This is a genomic window from Corynebacterium sp. NML98-0116 (assembly GCF_001767255.1).
GTDB lineage: Bacteria > Actinomycetota > Actinomycetes > Mycobacteriales > Mycobacteriaceae > Corynebacterium > Corynebacterium pseudogenitalium.
The window spans coordinates 1,973,984-1,995,987 of the sequence record NZ_CP017639.1 but is presented as its reverse complement, the minus strand read 5'-3'; the positions used below and the strand labels follow the sequence as shown (position 1 = coordinate 1,995,987).

General features: G+C 63.8%; 22 protein-coding genes, 4 tRNA genes and 1 pseudogene. 18 read left to right on the top strand and 9 right to left on the bottom strand.

Features of this window, described 5'->3' with window-relative positions:
• The 9 genes and pseudogenes from feoB (at window position 1) to BJP05_RS09200 (ending at window position 9,179) form a co-directional block, all read left to right on the top strand.
• A complete protein-coding gene (feoB, locus tag BJP05_RS09240; RefSeq protein WP_070363156.1) occupies window positions 1-1,908 on the top strand; it encodes a ferrous iron transport protein B in 1,908 nt (635 codons plus the stop codon).
• Window positions 1,821-2,153 (top strand): FeoC-like transcriptional regulator, encoded by a 333-nt coding sequence (locus tag BJP05_RS11480; RefSeq protein WP_145945269.1) that lies wholly within the window; start codon window positions 1,821-1,823, stop codon window positions 2,151-2,153. The genes feoB and BJP05_RS11480 overlap by 88 nt, the downstream gene beginning before the upstream one ends.
• Window positions 2,154-2,162: 9 nt before the next feature.
• Window positions 2,163-3,122 (top strand): o-succinylbenzoate synthase, encoded by a 960-nt coding sequence (locus tag BJP05_RS09230; protein ID WP_070363154.1) that lies wholly within the window; start codon window positions 2,163-2,165, stop codon window positions 3,120-3,122.
• 146 nt (window positions 3,123-3,268) lie between these two features.
• Window positions 3,269-4,849, top strand: a complete 1,581-nt coding sequence (locus BJP05_RS09225) for a DASS family sodium-coupled anion symporter (RefSeq protein ID WP_070363153.1) — start codon at window positions 3,269-3,271, stop codon at window positions 4,847-4,849.
• A gap of 15 nt (window positions 4,850-4,864) precedes the next feature.
• The gene (locus tag BJP05_RS09220) at window positions 4,865-5,302 is read left to right on the top strand and encodes a hypothetical protein (RefSeq protein WP_070363152.1); all 438 of its coding nucleotides are present in this window, start codon (window positions 4,865-4,867) and stop codon (window positions 5,300-5,302) included.
• Between the two features lie 11 nt (window positions 5,303-5,313).
• On the top strand, window positions 5,314-6,930 hold the full coding sequence (menD, locus tag BJP05_RS09215; protein ID WP_070363151.1) for a 2-succinyl-5-enolpyruvyl-6-hydroxy-3-cyclohexene-1-carboxylic-acid synthase: 1,617 nt from the start codon (window positions 5,314-5,316) through the stop codon (window positions 6,928-6,930).
• Window positions 6,930-7,355 carry a DUF3592 domain-containing protein gene (locus tag BJP05_RS09210; protein WP_369822035.1) on the top strand — a complete coding sequence of 142 codons (426 nt, stop codon included), beginning with the start codon at window positions 6,930-6,932 and terminating at the stop codon, window positions 7,353-7,355. Before menD ends, BJP05_RS09210 begins: the two co-directional genes overlap by 1 nt.
• Before the next feature lie 3 nt (window positions 7,356-7,358).
• Window positions 7,359-8,459: pseudogene (locus tag BJP05_RS09205) on the top strand (glycosyltransferase family 4 protein); the annotation flags it as partial.
• A 27-nt stretch (window positions 8,460-8,486) separates the two neighbouring features.
• Entirely contained in the window at window positions 8,487-9,179 is a 693-nt protein-coding gene (locus BJP05_RS09200; RefSeq protein WP_070363148.1) for a demethylmenaquinone methyltransferase, read from the top strand.
• On the opposite strand, the gene BJP05_RS09195 is transcribed toward BJP05_RS09200, so the two are convergent.
• Window positions 9,169-10,395 (bottom strand): geranylgeranyl reductase family protein, encoded by a 1,227-nt coding sequence (locus BJP05_RS09195; protein WP_070363147.1) that lies wholly within the window; start codon window positions 10,393-10,395, stop codon window positions 9,169-9,171. The two genes, BJP05_RS09200 and BJP05_RS09195, sit on opposite strands and share 11 nt — an antisense overlap.
• A 145-nt stretch (window positions 10,396-10,540) precedes the next feature.
• On the opposite strand from BJP05_RS09195, the gene BJP05_RS09190 reads away from it, so the two are divergent.
• Window positions 10,541-11,557, top strand: coding sequence for a polyprenyl synthetase family protein (locus BJP05_RS09190; RefSeq protein ID WP_070363146.1), 1,017 nt, complete (start codon window positions 10,541-10,543; stop codon window positions 11,555-11,557).
• A gap of 82 nt (window positions 11,558-11,639) precedes the next feature.
• Window positions 11,640-11,722 (top strand) — tRNA-Tyr (locus BJP05_RS09185).
• A 184-nt stretch (window positions 11,723-11,906) separates the two neighbouring features.
• On the opposite strand, the gene BJP05_RS09180 is transcribed toward BJP05_RS09185, so the two are convergent.
• The gene (locus tag BJP05_RS09180; protein ID WP_084028618.1) at window positions 11,907-13,133 is read right to left on the bottom strand and encodes an IS1249 family transposase; all 1,227 of its coding nucleotides are present in this window, start codon (window positions 13,131-13,133) and stop codon (window positions 11,907-11,909) included.
• 292 nt (window positions 13,134-13,425) lie between these two features.
• On the opposite strand from BJP05_RS09180, the gene BJP05_RS09175 reads away from it, so the two are divergent.
• From BJP05_RS09175 to rplA, 7 genes are all read left to right on the top strand, one after another.
• Window positions 13,426-13,498 (top strand) — tRNA-Thr (locus tag BJP05_RS09175).
• Between the two features lie 36 nt (window positions 13,499-13,534).
• Window positions 13,535-13,606, top strand: a tRNA-Met gene (locus BJP05_RS09170).
• 63 nt (window positions 13,607-13,669) lie between these two features.
• Window positions 13,670-13,745, top strand: a tRNA-Trp gene (locus BJP05_RS09165).
• Between the two features lie 24 nt (window positions 13,746-13,769).
• Window positions 13,770-14,093 carry a preprotein translocase subunit SecE gene (gene secE / locus BJP05_RS09160; RefSeq protein ID WP_070363144.1) on the top strand — a complete coding sequence of 108 codons (324 nt, stop codon included), beginning with the start codon at window positions 13,770-13,772 and terminating at the stop codon, window positions 14,091-14,093.
• Window positions 14,094-14,174: 81 nt separating this feature from the next.
• Complete coding sequence (gene nusG / locus BJP05_RS09155; protein ID WP_084028617.1) at window positions 14,175-15,110, top strand: transcription termination/antitermination protein NusG; 936 nt, start codon at window positions 14,175-14,177, stop codon at window positions 15,108-15,110.
• A 167-nt stretch (window positions 15,111-15,277) separates the two neighbouring features.
• Window positions 15,278-15,706: a 50S ribosomal protein L11 gene (gene rplK, locus BJP05_RS09150; RefSeq protein WP_070363143.1), complete on the top strand. Its 429-nt coding sequence runs from the start codon at window positions 15,278-15,280 to the stop codon at window positions 15,704-15,706.
• Between the two features lie 77 nt (window positions 15,707-15,783).
• A complete protein-coding gene (rplA, locus tag BJP05_RS09145; protein ID WP_070363142.1) occupies window positions 15,784-16,494 on the top strand; it encodes a 50S ribosomal protein L1 in 711 nt (236 codons plus the stop codon).
• A gap of 73 nt (window positions 16,495-16,567) precedes the next feature.
• Here the strand turns inward: rplA and BJP05_RS09140 are convergent, their stop codons facing one another.
• The 7 genes from BJP05_RS09140 to BJP05_RS09110 are packed head-to-tail and all read right to left on the bottom strand — an operon-like array spanning window position 16,568 to window position 21,986.
• Entirely contained in the window at window positions 16,568-17,005 is a 438-nt protein-coding gene (locus BJP05_RS09140; protein WP_070363141.1) for a PaaI family thioesterase, read from the bottom strand.
• Window positions 17,006-17,329, bottom strand: a complete 324-nt coding sequence (locus tag BJP05_RS09135) for a hypothetical protein (RefSeq protein WP_070363140.1) — start codon at window positions 17,327-17,329, stop codon at window positions 17,006-17,008.
• A gap of 13 nt (window positions 17,330-17,342) precedes the next feature.
• On the bottom strand, window positions 17,343-19,001 hold the full coding sequence (locus tag BJP05_RS09130; protein WP_070363139.1) for a long-chain fatty acid--CoA ligase: 1,659 nt from the start codon (window positions 18,999-19,001) through the stop codon (window positions 17,343-17,345).
• Complete coding sequence (locus tag BJP05_RS09125; RefSeq protein WP_070363138.1) at window positions 18,995-19,816, bottom strand: SDR family NAD(P)-dependent oxidoreductase; 822 nt, start codon at window positions 19,814-19,816, stop codon at window positions 18,995-18,997. Before BJP05_RS09125 ends, BJP05_RS09130 begins: the two co-directional genes overlap by 7 nt.
• 8 nt (window positions 19,817-19,824) lie before the next feature.
• A complete protein-coding gene (locus BJP05_RS09120; protein ID WP_070363137.1) occupies window positions 19,825-20,409 on the bottom strand; it encodes a 3-phenylpropionate/cinnamic acid dioxygenase subunit beta in 585 nt (194 codons plus the stop codon).
• 21 nt (window positions 20,410-20,430) lie between these two features.
• Window positions 20,431-21,639, bottom strand: a complete 1,209-nt coding sequence (locus BJP05_RS09115) for an NAD(P)/FAD-dependent oxidoreductase (RefSeq protein ID WP_070363136.1) — start codon at window positions 21,637-21,639, stop codon at window positions 20,431-20,433.
• A complete protein-coding gene (locus BJP05_RS09110; RefSeq protein WP_070363135.1) occupies window positions 21,636-21,986 on the bottom strand; it encodes a non-heme iron oxygenase ferredoxin subunit in 351 nt (116 codons plus the stop codon). The genes BJP05_RS09115 and BJP05_RS09110 overlap by 4 nt, the downstream gene beginning before the upstream one ends.
• Window positions 21,987-22,004 lie beyond the last annotated feature (18 nt).

The window sequence follows — 22,004 nt, the reverse complement described above, 5'->3', positions numbered from 1 at the left end:
ATGGCCGATTTCACCCAGGTTCCGTCGTGTTGCGGGCCGCACGCAGATACCGCCGTCAAGGGCGAGCCCACCATCGCGCTGATCGGAGCTCCGAACGCTGGCAAGTCCACCTTGTTTAATGCGCTGACTGGCGCGAACGTGAAGATGGGCAACTGGCCTGGCACCTCCGTGGAGATTTCTCGCGGCGTGTGGGCGGGTTCCTATAACGTGATTGATTTTCCTGGCGCCTACTCGCTGGATCCGCAGAGCCCTGACGAGGAGCTCACTCGCGAGCTGCTGCTGGAGCGTTGCCCGGCGGAGCGTCCGGATGCGGTGGTGGTCGTCGTTGATGCGGCGAACCTTGCGCGTGGCTTGTATATGGTGGCGCAGCTCGCGGAGACGCCGTACCGCATCGTGGTTGCGTTGACCAAGATGGATGTGGCCCGCGCGGAGGGCATTGCGGTGGATGCGGCGGCGCTGCAGAACGCGCTTGGGTTGCCCGTGGTCGCGGTCGATCCGCGTAAGAGGGATGTGCGCGGTCTGCGCGAAGTTATCGACGCCCAGCTCGTCGAACCAGCGGTCACCCTGCGCCCAGTGGCTACCACTGACGACTTCGAGCTTGCCGACGCCCGCTTCGCCTGGGTCGACGCCGCCGTCGAACGTGCCGCGACCGACACTGGCCACCAGCAGACCTTCACTGAGCGCCTGGACCGTTTCGCGCTGCACCCGGTGATCGGCCCGCTGATGTTCCTGGTGGCGATGTGGATGGTTTTCGAGATCACCACGACTGTGGCGAAGCCGTTGCAGGATGGCCTGGAGGGCTTTTTTGGCGGCCCAGTTTCTGACGCGGCGCTCGCGGTGCTGCCGGATATTGGCTGGCTACGCGGCCTGGTCGTCGATGGTCTGATTAACGGCGTGGGCATGGTGCTCACGTTCGCTCCGCTGATGGCGCTGATGTTCCTGTGCCTCGCCGTGCTGGAGGACTCTGGCTATATGGCGCGCGCTGCCGTCGTCGCGGACCGTGTGATGCGCGCGATGGGCTTGCCGGGTAAGGCGTTCATCCCGCTCATTGTTGGTTTCGGTTGTAACGTGCCGGCGATTTCGGCGACGCGCGTGATGGGGGATCCGCGCCACCGCCTGATGACGGCCCTCTTGGTGCCGTTCACGTCCTGCAGTGCGCGTTTGACGGTGTACGTCATGCTGGGTGCGACGTTCTTCCCGGACCACGCGGGCACCGTCGTCTTCGCGATGTACGTCATTTCTATTCTGCTTGTCGTGCTGACCGGCCTGGCGCTGCGTAAGGCGCTGTGGTCCACGATGGGCACTGAGCCCCTGGTCATTGACCTGCCGGTGTACCAGCTGCCGGGCGCGCGTCTGGCGCTGTCGGTGATGTGGGCTCGCCTGCGCGGCTTCCTGGAGACCGCCGGCAAGATCATCGTCGCGACTGTCGTCGTGGTGTGGGCGCTGCAGTCCACCCCGGTGACCTCCGAAGCGCAGTTCGGCGAGGTGGCCCCGCAGGAGTCGGTGTACGGCACTGTCTCTGACGCGATCGCCCCCGTCTTCGCGCCCGCCGGTTTCGACTCCTGGTCCCTCGCTGGTCCGCTGATTACCGGCTTCGTGGCCAAGGAGGCCGTCATCTCGAGCTGGGCCCAGACCTACGCGCTGGAGGAGCCCGAGGAGGGCGACGGCAACTCGCCGCTGAGCCAGGCAATCCGCGAAGACTTCAACCAGGCCTCCGGCGGGCACGCGATACCTGCAGTGTGGGCGTACATGCTCTTCCTGCTGGCATACACCCCGTGCGTGGCTACACTTGCCGCGCAGCGCCGGGAGATCGGCCTGAAGTGGACGATGTTCGGCGTCGCGCTGCAGATGACGATGGCGTGGGGCCTGGCCGTCGTCGCGTTCCAGCTGTTGAAGGTGTTCTTCTAATGAGCGCCGGGCCGATGTCGGCGGTGCTCGGCGCACTGCGGGAGGGCTGCGTGAGTCGCGAGGAAATCGCGCGCCACACCAACCTTTCGCCCATGACTATTGACGCCGTCATGGCCCACCTCGAGGCCACCGGCGAAGTGCAGCGCCGCGCCCTCAACGACTCCTGCGCGGGCGGCTGCGGTGGCTGCCCCTCGCGCGGGGCGTGCACGTCGGGCCCTGTCGCGTTGGTGCTCGGCCGGCGCTAGCCTGGCCCTATGCCTTCTTTATTGCCTTCCGTTGACGAGATCCTTGAGCGCTCCCACGTTGTAGCCCTGCCTATGGCAGTGAAGTTCCGCGGGATCACCACCCGTGAGGCCCTGCTTATCGACGGCCCCTCCGGCTGGGGCGAGTTTTCTCCCTTTGTGGAGTACGGCCCTGAGGAGTCCGCGCAGTGGCTGCGCTCCGGTTTGGAGGCTGCGTTCGAGGGTCTGCCCGAGGCTTCCGGCCCGGTGCCGGTGAACGGCACGGTGCCCGCGGTGGACGCCGCCCAGGTGGAGGAGGTGTTGGAGCGTTTCCCGGGGATCGGGACGTTCAAGATTAAGGTGGCCGAGGCTGGTCAAACGCTCGCCGACGATGTTGCGCGCGTCGAGCGGGTGCGCGAGCTGCGCCCCGACGCCACCCTGCGCGTGGACGCGAACCGGGGGTGGAGCGTCGAAGAGGCGGTGCGCGCCGCCGAGGCGCTGGGGGAGCTGGAGTACATCGAGCAGCCCTGCGGGAGCGCGGAGGAGCTCGCGGAGGTGCGGGCGAGGGTGCGTACGCCGATCGCGGCGGACGAATCGATACGCCGGGCCGCTGACCCGCTGCGTGTCGCCGAGCTGGGTGCGGCGGATGTTGCCGTGTTGAAGGTTGCGCCGCTCGGGGGAGTGCGCCGCCTGCTGGCGCTGAAGCAGAACTTGGGGATGGATGTGACGGTGGCGAGCGCCCTGGACACCGCGGTGGGGATGTACGCGGGGCTGGTGGCGGCGCGGTGCGCGGACTCGCGCGCGGCGGGATTGGCTACGCAGCGGCTGTTCGTAGAGGACGTCGCGAAACCCCGCCCACTTATCGATGGCTGCCTTGAAGCCACCCCTGTTACCCCCGATCCGGCGCGTCTGCACGAGTTGCGGGCTCCCGCGGAACGTCGCGACTGGTGGTTTCAGCGCGTTCGGGACTGCATGGACACCATGCGGGGGTAAAAACGTGCCCGGGCGGGGGTGGAAATGTTTGATTAATCTGTGCATTCTTGCGACATTTGATGTGTGAGGGCGTAACGTCTCCCACGCGAGGGTGTGAAAGATCACCTTTTTAGCTGTTGTGTGAATCCTGTTCGAAAGGATCGAAAATGTCGACTCCCGTGATGCACGAATCGTCCGCGCTCTCCGACGGCGAGCTTGCCAAGTCGCCCGAACCGGGTGAGTGGCGCCGCCAACTCATCGGCCTGATCGCAGGTGTGCTGCTTGCGCTGCTGGTGTACTACATCTTCCCGGGCAGCGCTGCCGAAACAGTGCAACAGTCCTCGGGCGCCGACCCTGAAACGACCTACGATGCCGACGTAATGCGCGTCGTCGCCGCGACCACGGTGCTCATGGCGGCGTGGTGGATGACGGAGGCGATCCCGCTGGCGGCAACCGCCTTGCTACCGATAGCGATCTTCCCGGTGATGGGCGTGGCAAAGTTCAGCGCGGTCTCCGGGCCGTACGCGTCGTCCACGATTTTCCTCTTCATGGGTGGCTTCCTGATGGCCCTCGGGTTGCAGCGTTGGAATCTGCACCGCAGGCTCGCGCTGGTGGTCGTGCGCATTGTGGGTACCAGCCCGAAGCGCATCATCTTGGGCTTCATGCTGGCCACTGGCTTCATGCCCATGTGGGTGTCCAACACCGCGACCGCGGTGGTCATGCTCCCGATTGGTGTTTCTGTGCTGACCCTGACCGCTGACTCCGTGGGTGGCATGCAGAACCAGAAGAAGTTCGCTACCTCGCTCATGCTGGCAATCGCGTACTCCGCCTCCACCGGTTCGCTCGGCACCCTGATTGGTACACCACCGAACGCGCTGCTGGCCGGCTACATGAAGGAAGCACACGACATCACGATCGGGTTCGGTCAGTGGATGCTCGTCGGTATGCCGATGGCGATCCTGCTGACCGTGATCGCCTGGTTTGTCCTGATTAACGTGTTCAAGCCTGAGATCGACCGGATCCCTGGTGGCAAGGAGCTTATCGATGCCGAGTACCGCAAGCTGGGCGCATGGACCTTCCCGCAGGTGGCCGTCGGCATCATCTTCCTGGTCGCAGCACTCGCCTGGATCTTCATTCCGCTTGGCATCAAGCAGTTCGGTTGGGAGTTCCCGTACAACGACGCCATCGTCGGCATCATTGCCGGCCTGCTGATGTTCATCGTGCCGGGCACGAAGCAGGGCAAGCGCCTGATGGACTGGGAGACCGCGAACGAGATGCCGTGGGACGTCCTGCTGCTGTTCGGTGGTGGCCTGTCCCTGTCCGCGATGTTCACCTCCACCGGCCTGTCCCTCTGGATCGGTGAAGCCGCAAAGGGCCTCGCCGTGCTGCCGACGATCCTGCTCATCATGGCTGTCGCTGCACTGGTGCTGGGCCTGACCGAGCTGACCTCGAACACGGCGACCGCCGCCACCTTCCTCCCGATCATGGGCGGTGTCGCGGTTGGTATCGGCCTGACCGAGGCGACCGAGATGAATATCCTGCTGCTGGCCATCCCGGTGGCGCTGTCCGCAACCTGTGCGTTCATGCTCCCGGTGGCAACGCCGCCGAACGCGATCGCGTACTCCTCGGGCTACGTCACCATGGGCGAGATGCTCAAGGGCGGCCTGTGGCTGAACATCATCTCCCTCGGCCTGATCACCGTGGTGACCTACTTCCTGGCGGTGCCGGTGTTTGGTTTGGTGCTCTAGCGGTACGCTAGCAGCATGGATAACCAGCAACGTCCAAAGCAGTACTTCCCGGACCCGGAGCATCAAACGCAGTACTACGAGCCGGAAGCCTATTACGAACCCCAGTCCTATTACGAGCTGGAGCCGCAGCGCTCCAACGGGCTCGCAATTGGGCTGGGGATTGCCCTTGCTATCGCACTGTGCGCTGGCACGGTGCTGTTCTTCCTGTGGCGCAGCGCCGCAGCCGAGGCGGACAAGCCGCCGGTGACCTCCACGGTGACCGAGACTGCCGTGTCCACGGAGACGGTCACGGAGACCACGACGAAGCGGCCGAAGTTGCTGCCGGACCGGGGGCGCGGGGAGAGCGGGGAGACCGTGGCACCGACCGAGCCAGCCGTCGAGGTGCCGACCGAGCTGCGCGGCCTTTTCGACGACATCGTCTCCGGTGCAGAGAGCGCCCTGCAAGGACAGTAAGGTAGGTGGCCATGAACTCGATGGATATTGCCCGCCAGGTCGCCGAGTCGCTCTCGCAGCACGTCACGGACGTGGTGATGTGCCCAGGTTCGCGCAACTCGCCGCTGGCGTACGCGCTGCTCGCACGCAGGGACATCACCGTCCACATGCGTATCGACGAACGCTCCGCCTCCTTCACCGCCCTCGGCCTGGCGCGCGTGCAGCGCCGCCACGTTGGCGTAGTGATGACGTCCGGCACCGCGGTTGCCAACACGCTTCCGGCCATGGTGGAGGCGCACATGGCGCACGTGCCGTTGGCCGTTATCAGCGCTGACCGGCCCGAGTGGATGGTCGGCACTGGGGCCTCCCAGACGATTTGGCAGCAGGGCATCTTCGGCCACTACGCCAAGACGCAGCAGGTCACCAGTGTGGAGGAGGCCCGCGCGCTGGACTTCGGCGCAGCCCAGGTGCACGTCAACGTGGCCCTGGACACCCCGCTGGTGCCCGACGCCCTGCCGGAGCCGGTGGGGCAGCCGCGCCGGGTTGGGCCGGGCCGCCTGGCCACGAAGCCCGCGTGGTGCGACCACGGCGCCGTGGACATCGACCTGACGAAGGACACGCTGGTTATCGCCGGCGACGAGGCCTGGGACGTTCCCGGGCTGGAGCACGTGCCCACCATCGCGGAGCCCACCGCGCCGACACCGTTCCACCAGGTGCACCCGCTGGCCGCGCGCTTCTTCGCGCAGAGCGAGGTCTCGATTAGCCACGACGGCGGAGATTTTGCGGCGTCGACGAAGCCGGAGCAGGTCATCGTGGTGGGACACCCGACCCTGCACCGCGACGTGATGGCGTTGCTCGCCGACCCGGACATCACCGTGATCGGCATTTCGCGCACGGAAACGTTCACGGGCAACCCGCAGCTGCGCGGTTCGCGAGTCAACGCGACCGGCCAGCCGCGCCAGCAGTGGATCACCATCTGCGAGGCCGCGGGCGGCGTCGGCGCGAACACGGTACGCGACGCCCTCGCCGACGCCGACTACGGGTTTACCGGCATGCACGTTGCCGCCGCCGTGTGCGACACCCTCGGGGTCGGGGACACGCTGGTGCTGGGGGCCTCCAACCCAGTTCGCGACGCCTCCTTCGTCGGCATGCCGTTTGATGGTGTGCCGACCTTTTCCCCGCGCGGCGCCGCAGGCATCGACGGCACGGTGTCCCAGGCAATCGGCATAGCCCTTGCGACGCAGCGCCTGCACCCGGACGAAATCCGCGCCCCGCGCACCGTCGCGCTCATGGGGGACCTCACCTTCCTTCACGATGCCGGCGGGCTGCTCATCGGGCCCGACGAACACCACCCCGGCAACCTCACCATCGTGGTGGCCAACGACGACGGCGGAGGCATCTTCGAGACGCTCGAGGTCGGGGCGCAGTCCGTCCGGGACGACTTTGAGAGGGCGTTCGGTACGAGGCACGGGGTGGACGTCGAAAAGCTGGCGGAGGCCTACGGAGCCGACTACCGCCGTGCCGAAACCCTTGCCGAGCTGCACGAGGTGCTGCTTGAGCTGGAGTCACAACCCAACCCGATCACCGTCGTGGAAGCGCGCACCACACGGGCCACCCGGCGAGCGCTCGCGCAGCGGCTGCAAAAGTGATCCGCTGGAAGCGTCGAGCCCAGCAGCTCGTGCTGGCGCTGTATACGTGTGCGATGCTCGGCTGCCTCGCGATGGTCGCAGGGCCAGCCATCAACGACTGGCGCATCGCCCGCGACCCCGGCCGCGGCCTCGCCACCGTGACTGGCGTGAGCAAGATCCGCACCGCCGTGGAGTATCAGGATGACCGCGGGCGCACCCACTCGCCGGCGACCGGTCTGCTGTACCCGACTGGGCTCAGCGAGGGTCAGCAGGTGTGGGTGACGTACTCGCGCACCGACCCCGACCTGGTCAAGGTTGAGGGCCGCGGTTGGACGCTGTCGCTGATCCCTGCGCTGTCCGTCGCCGTGGTGGCAACGCTTGTGGCTGCCGCGGCCTGGAAGGGCGTGGGGCGCTTCGTGCGCGAGGACAGCGAGGGGGTGGCGTAGCGGATGCGCGTGGCCATCGTTGCCGAGTCCTTCCTGCCGAACGTCAACGGGGTGACCAATTCCGTGTTGCGCGTGCTCGACCACCTTCGCGAGTACGGCCACGACGCCCTCGTGATCGCCCCCGGGGCGCGCGAACACCAGGAGGAAATCCCCGACTACCGGGGCTTCCGCGTGGTGCGCGTGCCTACCGTGCGCGTGCCGATGGTCAACTCGCTGCCCATCGGGGTTCCCACCAGTGCCGTGCGTGCCGCGCTCACTTCCTTTCAGCCGGATGTGGTGCACCTGGCCAGCCCGTTCGTGCTCGGGGCGGCCGGCGCGTTCGCCGCGCGCCAGCTGAAGGTGCCCGCGGTAGCGCTTTACCAAACCGATGTGGCTGGGTTCGCCACGAAGTACCACCTTCCGGCGCTGGCGAAGCTTTCGTGGGACTGGACACGGCGCCTCCACAACGCTTGCCAGCTCACGCTCGCGCCGTCGTCGGCAGCGGTGGAGCAGCTGCGCAGGCACGGCATCGAGCGCGTCCACACGTGGGGCCGAGGTGTCGACGCCACCCTCTACCACCCCCGCCGCCGCAGCGAGGAGCTGCGCCGCACTTGGGACCCGAGCGGGTGCAAACGCATCGTCGGGTTCGTCGGCCGCCTTGCCGCGGAAAAGAGCGTGCACCGCCTCGCCCCGCTCTGCGGCTGCGAGGACCTGCAGGTGGTGATCGTCGGAGGCGGCCCGGAGGGCGACGAGCTTCGATCCGCGCTGCCGGGCGCGGTGTTCTGCGGCCCGCTCACCGGCGAGGAGCTCGCCCGCGCCTACGCCAGCTTCGACGTCTTCGTGCACCCCGGCGAGTTCGAAACCTTCTGCCAGACCATCCAAGAAGCCCAGGCCAGTGGGGTGCCCACCATCGCGCCCCGCGCCGGCGGCCCCATCGACCTCATCACCGACGGCACCAACGGCCTCCTTCTCGACGTCCCCACCTTCACCACCGAACTCTCCCACGCCGTCGCGTGGTGCCTCGACGAGGCCCGGTGGCCGGACCTGCGGGTCGCGGCGCGCGGGTCGGTCTCCGGCAAAACGTGGGAGGCGCTGTGCCGACAACTCGTCGAGTATTACGAACAGGCACAGCGCGCGCTACAGTAGAGCGTTATGGCCAAGGCAGATCTGGAGAAGAAGCCCTTCGACGTAGCGGGCATGTTTGACGGCGTCGGCGAGAAGTACGACATCACCAACACCGTGTTGTCCTTCGGGCTGGACAAGTACTGGCGCAGGCGCGCCCGCGAGCGCCTCAACCTGAAGCCGGGGGAGAAGGTGCTCGACCTCGCCGCCGGCACCGCCGTGTCCACCGTGGAGTTGGCGAAGTCCGGCGCGTGGGTCGTCGCCTGCGACTTCTCCCAGGGAATGCTGGCCGCCGGCCGCGACCGCGACGTGCCCAAGGTCGTCGGCGACGCGATGCACCTGCCGTTCGCCGACAACACCTTCGACGCCGTGACCATCTCCTACGGCCTGCGCAACGTCTACGACTTCGAGGCGGGCCTGCGCGAAATGGCGCGCGTGACCAAGCCCGGCGGGCGCCTTCTGGTCAACGAATTTTCGACGCCCATCGTCCCCGGCTTCCGCACCCTGTACAAGCAGTACCTGCCGGTGGCGCTGCCGCTGCTGGCGAAGGTGTTCTCCTCCAACGCAGAAGCCTACGAGTACCTCGCCGAGTCCATCCGGGCGTGGCCGCACCAAGAAGAGCTGGCCGCCGCCATCAACCACAACGGGTGGGCAGGCGCCGGCTGGCAGGACCTCTCGCTCGGCATTGTGGCGCTGCACAGCGCCGTGAAACCTACAACGTAGCGTCCCACAGCGGCGCGTTCACCGGCACCGCGCGTCCGGCCGCGCGCCACGCACGCGAAATCAGGTCCGTGTCTTCTTCGGTGACCAGGTTGCCCATCAGGCGTGCCGCCGCCGGCATCAGGTGGCGTCCTGCCACCCCGCGCAGCGCCAGCGGGCCCGCCACCGGCAAGAACTGCGGGTAGGTAAGCAGGCGGGCCGCCGTGCGCGCCAACGTGAACGCCCGGCCATACGCCTCCCGCAGGATGAGCGGCCACGCCAGCGTGCAGTCCTTGCCCTCCTGCAGCAGTTCCACCGCCATGACGGCGGTCTCCATGCCGTAGTCGATGCCCTCGCCATTGAGCGGGTTCACGCACGCCGCCGCATCCCCGATGAGCACCCAGTTCGGACCCGCCACGTTCGAGACTGCCCCGCCCATCGGGAGCAGGGCGCTGGTGACCTGCTGCGGCTCGCCCAAGGCCCAGGTGTCACGCTGCTGGTCCGCGTACTGGTGGAGCAGCTTCTTCGTGTTCACGCGCGCCGGGCGGGCATCCGTGGACAGGGCGCCGCAGCCGAGGTTCACCGTGCCGTCGCCGAGCGGAAAGATCCAGCCGTAGCCGGGCTGGATGGTGCCGGTGTCGTCGCGAAGCTCCACGTGCGAGTGCATCCACGGCTCCCCGGACAGGGGGGAGGTGCAGTAGGAACGCGCCGCGATACCGAAGACCTCGCCCTTGTGCCACGTACGGCCCAACAGCTTGCCGAACGTCGAACGAACCCCATCCGCCACGATCACCCAGCGGGTGCGCACCTCGCCGCGCGCGGTGTGCACGGACTCGATCAGGCCGTCCGCTCCGAACGCCACGTCCGTTGCTGGGCAGTCCTGCCACACAGTGGCACCCGCGGCCTCGGCCTCCGCGACCAGCGCGGCATCGAAGGTTGCGCGCGGGCTCGCGGAGCCCTCCGTGCCGTAGACGCCGTCCGGCCACGGAGCCGTCACGTCACCCCCGTACCCGTGCAGTCGAAGGCCCTTGTTGCGGTAGGCGGGCAGCACGTGGTCCAGGCCCAGGCGGCGCAGCGTATGTACCGCGCGTGGGGTCAGGCCGTCGCCGCAGGTTTTGTCGCGGCCAGGCGAAGCGGCGTCGAGAAGCAGAGTAGAAAACCCAGCTCTCTGGGCGGCAATGGCCGCCGTGGCCCCCGACGGGCCCGCGCCCACAACTACGCAATCAACAAACTCAGTCACGAGTCCACATTGTGCCAGATAGCGCAGACACACCCCATTACTGCAAAAAATGGAGGGTGTGGACTACGGTTAGTGATGTTAACCGCGCGCAGCACATGCCCCGGGCATGGCGCAATGAGTACTTTAACCTGCAAGGACATCATCGATGACCAACGGCATAACACCGTCACCACGCCATGGATTTCGCATGGACCTAGGCGACGACGCCCTCACCGAGCGTGTTACGAAGGGCATGGGCGACGTTGAAACGCTGCTCAGGGAACGCCTCCAACAAGGTGAAGCGTTCATTACCGACAAAGTGATGCACCTAGCAGTCGCTGGCGGCAAACGCTTCCGTCCACTCGTGGCGCTGCTCTGCAGCGAGTTCGGCCCCAACCCGGGCGCCACCAACGTCATCAAAGGCGCCACCACCACCGAGATGGTGCACCTGGCCACCCTCTACCACGACGACGTCATGGACGAAGCCGAGAAGCGCCGCGGCGTCGACTCCGCCAACATGCGGTGGAACAACACCGTCGCCATCCTTGCCGGCGACATTCTGTTCGCACACGCCTCCCGCCTCATGAGCGAAATCGATACCGACACCGTCGCCCACTTCGCCGACACCTTCCAGGGCCTGGTCACCGGCCAAATGCGCGAGACCGTCGGCGCCCAGGGGGAGGACCCAGTCGAGCACTACCTCAAAGTTATCGACGGCAAAACCGCCGTCCTCATCGCGTCCGCGGCTTACCTCGGCTCGCTGCACTCCGGGGCGTCGCGCGACATCGTCGAGAGCTGCTCCCGAATGGGCAGTGCCATCGGCATGATCTTCCAGATCGTCGACGACATCATCGACATCTACTCCGACAGTGCCCAGTCCGGGAAAACTCCAGGCACCGACCTCCGCGAAGGCGTGTTTACCCTGCCCGTGCTGTACGCGCTCGAAGAGGACTCGCCCGCGGCAGAGGAGCTTCGTAGCCTCCTCACTGGCCCACTCGAAAACGACGCCGACGTCGAACGGGCCATCACTCTGCTCGGCCAGACCCAAGGGCGTCAGCGCTCCCTCGCCACCGTGCGCGAGTACCTCGACATCGTCGAGCGCGAACTCGACTTCCTTCCCGACGGCCCCGCAAACCAAGCACTGCGGCAGGTCTCCGTGTACGCTATCGAACGCGTCGGATAGCGGTGGGATATGCCCTCTGTGCACGCGATTTGCCTTATCGCGGGTGCGTTGATGTAAAGTAGTCCACGCACTTACGGTGCATGCCAGGTTGTCCGAGTGGCCAAAGGAAGCGGACTGTAAATCCGCCGGCGTACGCCTTCAGAAGTTCGAATCTTCTACCTGGCACCGCAAGCCCGTCTCTCACAGAACGTGAGGGGCGGGCATTTTTCATGTTGTGGTCCTGCGTTATAACGTGTACGAAGAGGGTTAAGCGACAAAATGTGTGCTTTTCTCGGCGTGTCGACTTAAGTGACAAAATGTGTGCTTTTCAGGGGTTGGGATGGGTGGGTTGTGGGGTGTTGTGCTGGGGTTATGAGCGTCCTGCCCAGCCGTGTCGGATGGCCCAGGAGGGGTTGAAGTCGGTGTCGATGCCGGTGTCGTAGACTTTCGGTCGGCCGTCGGGTGAGTTGGCTTGGTCGCGTTCACGCATGTGTGCCTGGCGGGCGTGTGCGTAGCCTGCGTGGCCGAAGTCTTGCTCGATTGCTAGCGCCAGCGGGTCATCGTGGTGTTGGGTGTGTAGGTAGAGCCACCAGTCCATGATGATTCGCTGGTGTTCGTCAAATGTGCCGCGGTGGGCTCGGGCGAGGTGTTTTAGTTGTGCGTTTATGCCGCCTTCCAGGCTGTTTGTGGTGGTCTTCAGCGTGGTCGTGGTGCGGTGTGGTGGGTTGAGCCAGACGAAGAGGTGGCCTTGTTGGTAGAGACGCTCGAATCGGCGGTAGGCTCTGCGGGCTCTGGGATGGGTGTACCACCATTGCTGGTTGTCGCGGATACGTTTTGGGATCTCTTCTGGGGCGACTTGGTTGCGGTAGGTGCGTTGTTTGAGCCAGTCACCGTAGAGGTCCTGGAAGCGGTTGAGGCGAAGTACCCAGGTGATTGCCTGGTCACGGGTGGTGATGTGGGTCAGCTGGTTGCCGAGGCGAAGGAGTGCTTTGTGTGCGGTGATTGTGGGTTGGCGTGTGGTGTCTTTGATGGTGTCGCGGCGTACGTGGACGAGGCAGCGTTGAATGGAGGCGTTTGGCCAGCATTGTTTGATGGCTTTGTGAGCGCCACCGGAGCCGTCTGTGGTCACGACGAGGGGTTCGGCGATCATGTCGAAGAGTTTGGCGTAGTCGTAGGCGGTTTCTCGTGTGCACCAGTGCCAGGCGACGACGTGCTCGCTNGTTGCAGCGACAAGCAGGCATTTTTTGTGGAAGTAGGTGCCGTCAATAAAGAGCTGGTCGTAGACGCGGTACGGGTCCGGTTTGCACGGGACGATGATGAACCAAAAGTAGGTGAACCAGCGGATGAGTGTGCGTCTGGAGACGTTGTGCGCAGCAGCGACAGCGTCGAGCGGANGCTGGTTGGTGATCCAGTCAATGAAGATGGCAAACCGATATGCGCTGGTCTTGGCTGTGTTGGGGTTGGTGAAGGTGTGCCCGCAGTCTGTGCAGCGCCATCGCTGTTTTCCGCTGGATGTGGTGCCCATTTTTGTGGCGGTGTGCTCGCATGCCGTGCATAGGGGCCTGTTGTGTTTTCTCTTTCTGTGTTGAGTTGGCATGCAGCTGGTTTAACAGTCTGCTGTCATAGCACATCCAACGCCTGAAGTGGTGGACCTTCCGGTCTACGGCAGGGAATCCCGATTCAACGAGCACTGTCCCGCCGTAGGCCCAGGCAGGACCTGGAATCCATATCCAAAAAAGCACACATTTTGTCGCTTAACCCTACGAAGAAGGCGTCGAAAAGCTATTGCTACCTGGCGATTTGCGTTCAATGATAGAACCGGGTTAGTCTTTCAAAGGCTTCAACGGAGCGGACACACCAAAACGGTGAGTTCACAACATAGAGGCTGTGCCCCCTTAGCTCAGTCGGCAGAGCGTTTCCATGGTAAGGAAAAGGTCGTCAGTTCGATTCTGACAGGGGGCTCTGTTGTTTGTACAGTCCTTGTGGCGGCAAGCACATGGCGGTGTAGCTCAGTGGTAGAGCAAGCGACTCATAATCGCTGTGTCGCGAGTTCAATTCTCGCCATCGCTACTCACCTCAAAACGGGAAACGCGTTTCCCGTGGTAGGGTTAGGAGCACTGTTCACAGTGTCCTAGGGGCGTGGCGCAATTGGTAGCGCAACGGTCTCCAAAACCGTAGGTTGCAGGTTCGAGTCCTGTCGCCCCTGCCAAAACTTGTAGTTAGAGGAGTTCTTTTGACTAATCCGCAAGAACACAACCCAGCACAGCCCACTGGCAAGCGCCAGCTGCGCGGGGTCTCCTCTGTTTCATCCGCTTCCTACGAAGCGAAGCACACCCCCGCAAAACCTGAAGAGGACCGCGAAGAGTCCCTCGGCGACGGCCCAGGCGCGTTCCCGGGCGAAGTCGTCCAGGAAATGCGCAAAGTCATCTGGCCAACCGGAAACCAGATGCTCAACTACACCCTCGTGGTATTCGCGTTCCTCATCGTGCTCACCGCACTCGTGTGGGGGACTGACCGCCTCGGCACCATGTTGATGCAATGGGTATTCATCCGCTAACATGAACAACAAGTGATTGTCCCGCCACCTCAACCTCGAGGTAAGGCGGGATTAGTTTTTGCCACACCAAGGAGAAACACCATGACCACCGAGCCGGAAAACCTGGAAAACCTGGAAAACGCCGACATCGAAGCAACTGAGCAGGAAACCGAACTGCAAGCCGAAGAGGAAATGGTCGCCGAAGGCGGCGCCGTCACCGAGGCCACCGATCCGGAGATAGAAGAGGCCGCTGCAGAGGCAGACGAGGCCGTTGAGGCTGTCGAGGAGCCGGTGCAGGAGGGCGACCTCACCGCGGCCGAGTCACCGCTCGCTGAGGGCGCTGAAGGCACTGAGGCTTCGGAGGCTTCGGGTGCTTCGGAGGCTGACGATGACTCCGAGTACCGCGCGCGCCTGCGCAAGTACGTCCGCGAGCTGAAGAAGCTGCCGGGCGAGTGGTACATCATCCAGTCCTACTCCGGCTACGAAAACAAGGTGAAGACCAACCTCGACATGCGTATCCAGACGCTCGAGGTGGAGGACTCCATTTACGACGTGGTCGTGCCGATCGAGCAGGCTATCGAGAACAAGGACGGCAAGAAGAAGCTCGTCAAGCGCAAGCTGTTGCCGGGCTACGTCCTGGTCCGCATGGACATGAACGACGCCGCGTGGTCCGTCGTGCGCGAGACCCCAGGCGTGACCAGCTTCGTGGGCAACGAGGGCAACGCTACCCCGGTCAAGCACCGCGACGTGGCGAAGTTCCTGATGCCGAAGGCTGAGCCAGCTACCGGCGAGGACACCAAGCCGAACGCAGAGGGAGAGACCGTCGTCGCGATGCCGGAGGAAGCAGCGCCGAAGAAGATCGACCACGACTACAAGGTCGGCGAAGCCGTCACCATCCTGTCCGGTGCCCTGGCGTCCGTGTCCGCCACCATTTCAGAGATCGACGAGGAGACCGGCAAGATCCAGGCGCTCGTGTCCATCTTCGGCCGCGAAACACCAGTCGAGCTCACCGCTGACCAGATCGAACGCATCATGTAACCGTTTGCGTTTGAGCCTAGTAGGGGCGTAAGGTTGAACGTCGCGTGTGCCGTAAGGCCCGCGACGTTTTTTCGTTCTCCCCGGTGGCTCCGTCAAGCGGGGCATCCGGAAGTGTTCCTGCCGTCATCGTGGCAGGCGGCACTGTACCAAGGAATTGAGGTAATTCGATGGCTAAGAAGAAGGTCACTGGCCTGATCAAACTGCAGATCGAGGCTGGCATGGCAAACCCGGCTCCGCCGGTTGGTCCTGCGCTGGGTGCACACGGCGTGAACATCGTTGAGTTCACCAAGGCATACAACGCTGCAACCGAGTCCATGCGCGGCAACATCATCCCGGTTGAAATCACCGTGTATGAAGACCGCTCCTTTGACTTCATCCTGAAGTCCCCACCGGCTGCATCCCTGCTGTTGAAGGCAGCTGGTCTGAAGAAGGGCTCCGGCGTCCCGCACACCCAGAAGGTTGGCTCTGTCACCTGGGATCAGTGCAAGGAAATCGCCGAGACCAAGAAGAAGGATCTCAACGCCCGCGACATCGAGGCTGGCGCCGCGATCATCGCTGGTACCGCCCGCTCGATGGGCATCACGGTCGAGAAGTAATTCTCACCGTCTGTGGGAGCGCCGGCCAGGCGCGTACCACATTTCCTGACAACACAATTTTCTGAAAGGAAATCAACATGGCTAAGAAGTCCAAGCGCTACAACGAGACGCTGGCAAAGGTCGACCGCGACGCGTTCTACCACCCGCTCGACGCCGTCAAGCTGGCACAGGAGACCTCCTCCAAGAACTACGACGCCACCATCGACGTCGCAATGCGTCTGTCCGTCGACCCTCGCAAGGCTGACCAGCTGGTCCGCGGCACTGTCAACCTGCCACACGGCACCGGTAAGACCGTCCGCGTCGCTGTGTTCGCAGAGGGCGAGAACGCAACCAAGGCTGAGGCTGCAGGCGCTGACATCGTCGGAACCGACGCGCTGATCGAGCAGATCAACGCCGGCAACATCGACTTCGACGTCGCAATCGCGACCCCGGACCAGATGGCGAAGGTTGGCCGCGTCGCTCGCGTCCTGGGCCCACGTGGCCTCATGCCGAACCCGAAGACCGGCACCGTCACCACCGACGTCGCGAAGGCGATCGAGGAGACCAAGGGCGGCAAGATCGCGTTCCGCGTGGACAAGGCTTCGAACCTGCACGCGCTGATCGGTAAGGCTTCCTTCACCGCTGAGCAGCTCGCCGAGAACTACGGCGCTCTGCTCGACGAGGTGCTGCGCCTCAAGCCGGCATCCGCGAAGGGTATCTACATCAAGAAGATCACCGTCTCCGCAACGCAGGGCCCTGGCGTCCCAGTGGACACCAACGTTGTGAAGAACTTCGCTAAGAAGGCGTAAGCTTCGGCGTTTTACTACGCAAAACACCCCAGTCGATTCGTCGACTGGGGTGTTTTCTACTTTCGCGTCTTGGTTACTGTTTGGGTCGCGGCACCGAGTAGGTGAAGGTGAACTTCGACAGAATGGCGCCTGTGACCTCCGAGTGTGTCTCCACGTCCGCAACGATGATGGTGCGACCCGCCCTCACGATGGAGGCGGTAGCGATGGCGTCACCCTCCTTGGTGTTGGACACCACGTTGCCAGCTACCGAGACAGCGAGCGGGAACACGCCTTCTGGTACCTGCTGCATCGCCAGCCAGGTGCCGCACAAGTCGGCTTGGCCGAACAGCGCCGGGGCAGAGAACATGCCGGCCGGCTGGGCGATCGCCTTGTGCAGCGGCATACCGAGCTTGACCTGGTCCTTGTTGCCGTCGATGGCGTAAACGCGCAAGGTTTGTGCCACGTCTTGGACGCCGCCGTCCTCGCGGTAGAAGTGCGCCCAGCGCTTCTGGAACTCGTTAAGTTCGGCCATTTATTTCAACTCCAGTCCGTCGATATCCATGGATTGGTTGGTGACCCAGTCGGGTTCAGCAACCAGGAGAGAGAACTCTTGGCCATCACGCTGGGTGACGTCCAAGACGTACCGCAGCCCGGCCTCCTCCGCAGCGATGACGCCGTCGGTGTCGCCGACAGGCACAGGCACAATGACGCGCCGACATTCGGGCTGCTGTTTGAACACCTCAGCCACGGTCTCCTTGATTTCCGCGGTAGTCCCAAGGTCCACCACGGTGTCCGTGGTGCCGTACGGGTACGTGTGCTTCAGCGGCGATTTGGTGATGTTGCGGTAGTCGAGCATCGTTTCCGCCTCCTTACTTCTGCGCGTCGGGCTGATTTTGCGATGATACGACGGACTGGCTGGCAGTCTCGGGATTCTCGCCGAACATCGCGCGCACTTCCTGGCGTAGCTGGATCTTGTTGATCTTGCCTGCCGGGTTGCGTGGGATTTCATCCACGTGCACAACGCGGGTTGGCAGCTTGTAACGTGCCAGGTAGTTCGCACAGTGGTCGCGGACTTCTTCCAAGGTGAGTTCCTTGCCGTCCTTGACCTGCAAAACGGCGACGACAGCTTCACCCCAGCGCTCGTCGGGGATACCGATGACGGAGTTAGCCAGGATGTCGTCGTGTTCGGCGAGGACGCGCTCCACCTCGGCGGGGTAGACGTTCTCTCCGCCGGAAATGATCAGGTCCTTGAGGCGGTCGACGATGAAGAAGTATCCGTCCTCGTCGAAGTAGCCAATGTCACCGGAGTGGAACCAGCCACCGGTGTACGCCTTCTGGGTTGCTTCAGGGTTGTTCCAGTAGCCGACGGCCACGTTTGGGCCCTTCACCCACATCTCGCCGGGAACGCCTGGTTCCTTGATGTGCTGCCCGGTTTCGGTGTCCATCAGTTTGACTTCGGTGTGCGCCATGGGGATGCCGCAGGAGCCGAGCTTTTCCATGGTCCTGGCCGGTGGGAGGTAGGTGGCAAATGGGGAGGTCTCGGTGAGGCCCCACGCCTGCTGGACGACGGAGTCCTTCTGCTCCCAGTACGTGCGGATCAGCCGCGGTGGCACCGGGGCGCCTGCGCAGATGATGACGCGGAGGCTAGAAAGGTCGGAGTCAGCGAACTCGTCGTGCTGTGCCATTGCCTCGAGCTGTGCCGGCACGAGGAACGCCGAACCGATCTTGTACTGGGCGACGTCCTTGAAGATGCGGGCTGGGTCGAAGGTACGGTGCACCACAACCGAGTTGCCGCGGCCGAAGGCGCGCACCGCGAAGGAGTTCAGCGCGCCGACGTGGAACAGCGGGGCGGACGCGAGCGTCGCGTCGCCGATGCGGCTGTCGATCGCTGTGTCCACGTTGATCTGGTTCCACCACAGGTTGCCGAACGTGATCTGGGCGCCCTTCGGCAGGCCAGTCGTGCCGGATGTGAACAGCAGCAGCGCCAAGTCAGACATGGTGCGTGGCGTCGGCTTTTCCACCGCCACGGTTTCGTACTCGGAGCTTTGCGAGGTCCGCGACCAGTACAGCGGGATGTCGCTCTCTGGTGGGGCGGCCTCGTCGTCATCGACAACGAGGACATGGTGGCGCTCCACGCCGTAGATGCGCTTTGCCTCGTCGAGGAACGTGCCCTCCACGATGATGCTGTTCGGGCTGCCCATCGCCAGCAGCTGCGAGACTTCGCCCGCAGCCAGGCGGAAGTTCACAGGCATGAACACTGCGCCGATCCACCAGGACGCGAACATGCCATACATGAAGGAGCTGGAGTTCATACCGAAGTAAGCGACGCGATCGCCCGGATTCACGCCAGCTTCCTTCAGCTGGGCCGCCCAGCGGACTACGGTGTCACGGAACTCACCGTAATTGATTTCTTGGCCTTCGTAGGCCATCGCCAAGCGTTCTGGCTGCCAGTCAGCGTGGCGCTGTACTTGGAAGCAAGGGCTGACGTCGAGAGTGTTTGCGTCGTGCTCAACACCGCGAATTAACATAGGTTGTCGCCTCCGGCAGTCTTAGCGAAACCGCGAGCCGCGATTCCGCCATCAATCTTGATCACTTCGCCGGTGATGTTCGCGCCGTCTTTCCTGGACGCCAACAGCACGTACGGCCCGGTGAATGCATAGGGGTCAGTAGAAATGTCGTGGAGCGGTAGGTATGGGTTGCCGCCGTCGCCGCGCTTGTCCATGATGTCGGAGAACTTCCGGTCATCCAGGCCAGCGGACGCGGGGCCGGATAGGTTCGTGCGCATGCCGCCAACGCCGACACCGTTGACACGGATCTTCGGGGCGAGCTCGTACGCCAGCTCAAGCATCATGCCTTCGGCACCGTGCTTGCTTGCGGTGTAGACCGGCCCGCCGCCGGCCGCGTAGGTCGATGCGTTGGACAGCGTGAAGATCAGCGAACCGTTCGACGCTAGCAAGTGACGCCACGTAGCTTCCGCGGTGAGCAGGTAGCCCTTGAGGTTGACGTTCATGACGTCGTCAAAAATGGCGCTCATCTCTTCGCCGTTGAGACGGGTGATGGAACGGTTGTAGTCCCAGATGCCAGCGTTCGCGATGACGGTGTCCAGGGATCCGAACTCCGCCACGGCAGCGTCGACGGCTTTGTGCAGCGAGTGTGTGTCGGTCACGTCCGCCTCGAGCGGCAGGACGTGCTTGCGGCCGATCTCGTCGGCGACGCTTTCGCATCGCTCGAGCGAGATGTCCACAACTGCTACGCGCGCACCTTCTTCAACGAAGCGCTTCGCCAGCGCTGCCCCAAGTCCGGAGCCACCACCAGTAATAAGTACGTGTTGTCCTTGTAGCATGTCGGCCCTTAGAAGAAGGTAGAGATGTTCTTGGAGTTCAGAACGTTGATGTCGAGCAGGATGCGGCGGTCAAAGACCTTCCACTTCGGGCCGTCCTCACCGTCCTTCGCGGGGCGAAGCAGGTCGGTGCGGGTGCCCACAAACTGGTCCTGCTCGCGCTCGAGGCGAGTGCGCCAGACGTAGAAGTTGGTGCGGACCTCGAGCGCCTCGACGGCGTCGGCGCCTTCACCGACGGTGACGTGCCGTGCGATCAGGTTCGTGATCAGGTGGCGCGTACGTGACGGCGGGTCTTCAGCCCACGCCATGCCGGAGTCGAAGCGGCGGATGCGCCACGCTAGCGAGTCGTAGGTTTCGTCGTAGAAGGCCGGGCCGTCCTCGTCCGAAATGGAGAGGGCCTGCTCGCGGCGGAGGCGGTTCGTGCGGGTTGGTGCCCAGTAGAAGAGGTCTTCGTCGAAGTGGGTCAGCCAGTCGACGTAGCGTCCCTCATCGAGGAGGGCGGCTTCGTCGTAGTACATGTTTTGGAGATCGAAGTAGGTGGTTTGGTCCACTCGCTCCCCGGGGGTCACGTCGTCGCGACGTAGAAAGTCAGTCACGAGTCCATTCCTTTCTTGTAGCTATCGAGCAAGTTTCTTCAGAGGAATCGATGCGTCAGCCAGCTTGTCCTTATCGACGGCAATACCGCGGTCGATGATGCGACGTGCCGCACGAACAGCCATCGAATCTTCGATTGCTGCCGCGCCAACCAGGGCGCCGTTCTCGTCGAGGCGCAACGCGACGGCCGGGCGGCCCTCCGCGTCATTGCGGATGATGGTTTCGCCAGGGATAGTCATGTCGCCGGTACCCTCAACGTGGACGCCGTAGCGGTCGGACCAGAACCAGGACGCGGAAAGTTTCGGAGATGGGCCGTCGATAATTGAGGCGGCGGCTGTCTTTGCTTCCTGGATTGCGGAGTCCCAGTGCTCGTGGCGGCGAAGTAGCGTGCCATCCTCGAGGCGGGTGCGGGCGCAGTCGCCCACAGCCCAGATGGAGGAGTTCGACGTGCGCTGCTGCTCATCCACCAGGATGCCGTTATCGGTCTCCAGGCCAGCGGATTCGGCGAGGACCGTCTCCGGGATGATGCCGATGCACAGCAACACAGCGTCAACCGTGACGGCGTCGTGGCCGTCGAGGCCGATGTGGAACTTACCGTCAGACTCCTCGATGCTAGAGGTCATCGCGTTGATGAAATCCACGCCGTTTTCCGCGTGCATGTCGTGGAGGCGCTGCGCCAGCTCAGGGCCGACAGCAGGGACCAGGGATACCGGCGCGGGGTCGATGAGTACCACGTCCGCGCCCAGCTTGCGTGCAGAGGACGCGACCTCTGCACCAACAAGGCCAGCGCCAATGATGCCGAGTTTCTTGCCTGGGCCGATCAGCGAACGCAGCTTATCCGCGTCCTCAGTAGTGCGCAGCACCACGACGTTGTCGCTATCGAAGCCCGGCGCACTGCCGCGGCGAGCAGTACCACCAGTGGCGATCACGAGGTTGTCGTACGCAACCTCCTCACCGCCCTCCAGCACCAGCTTCTTCGATTGCGCCTCAACGCGCTCAACGGTGGCTTGCTTCAGCACAATGTTGTTTTCCTCGAGCCATTCCGCCGGGCGGAACTCAATCTCAGCGCGCGTCTTCTCGTTGGTCAGGTAGTCCTTGGACAGCGGTGGGCGGTCGTACGGAACACCAAGCGGATCAATGATCGTGATCTCACCGGTGTAGCCGTTCCTGCGCAGCTCATCAGCGACGGTAAAGCCGCCGATTCCGCCGCCTACGATCGTCGTGCTGCTCACTTGTCGGCTCCTTCAGCAGGCACGCCTGGGTAGAGCCAGACTTCTTCGCCACGCAGCTCAACCTTGTGCGTGTTGGTGTCTTCGGTCGCTGGCATGCACTGCACCGCGCCAGTCTTCATGCAGAACTGGCTGGAGTGCACCGGGCACTCAACCATTGTGCCGTCGACCCAGCCGTCAGACAGGTGAGCGATTTCGTGGGTACAAATATCGTCGAGGGCGTACACTTCATCGTCTTCGGTGCGGAAGAGTGCAATCGGCTTGTCGTATCCCGACATTTCCTCCGTGACCAGGAAGCCTTCCTCCTGCTCGAGATCGTCCAGGTCAGCAACTTTTACTGGTTCAGCCATGGTAATTCGGTTCCTTTC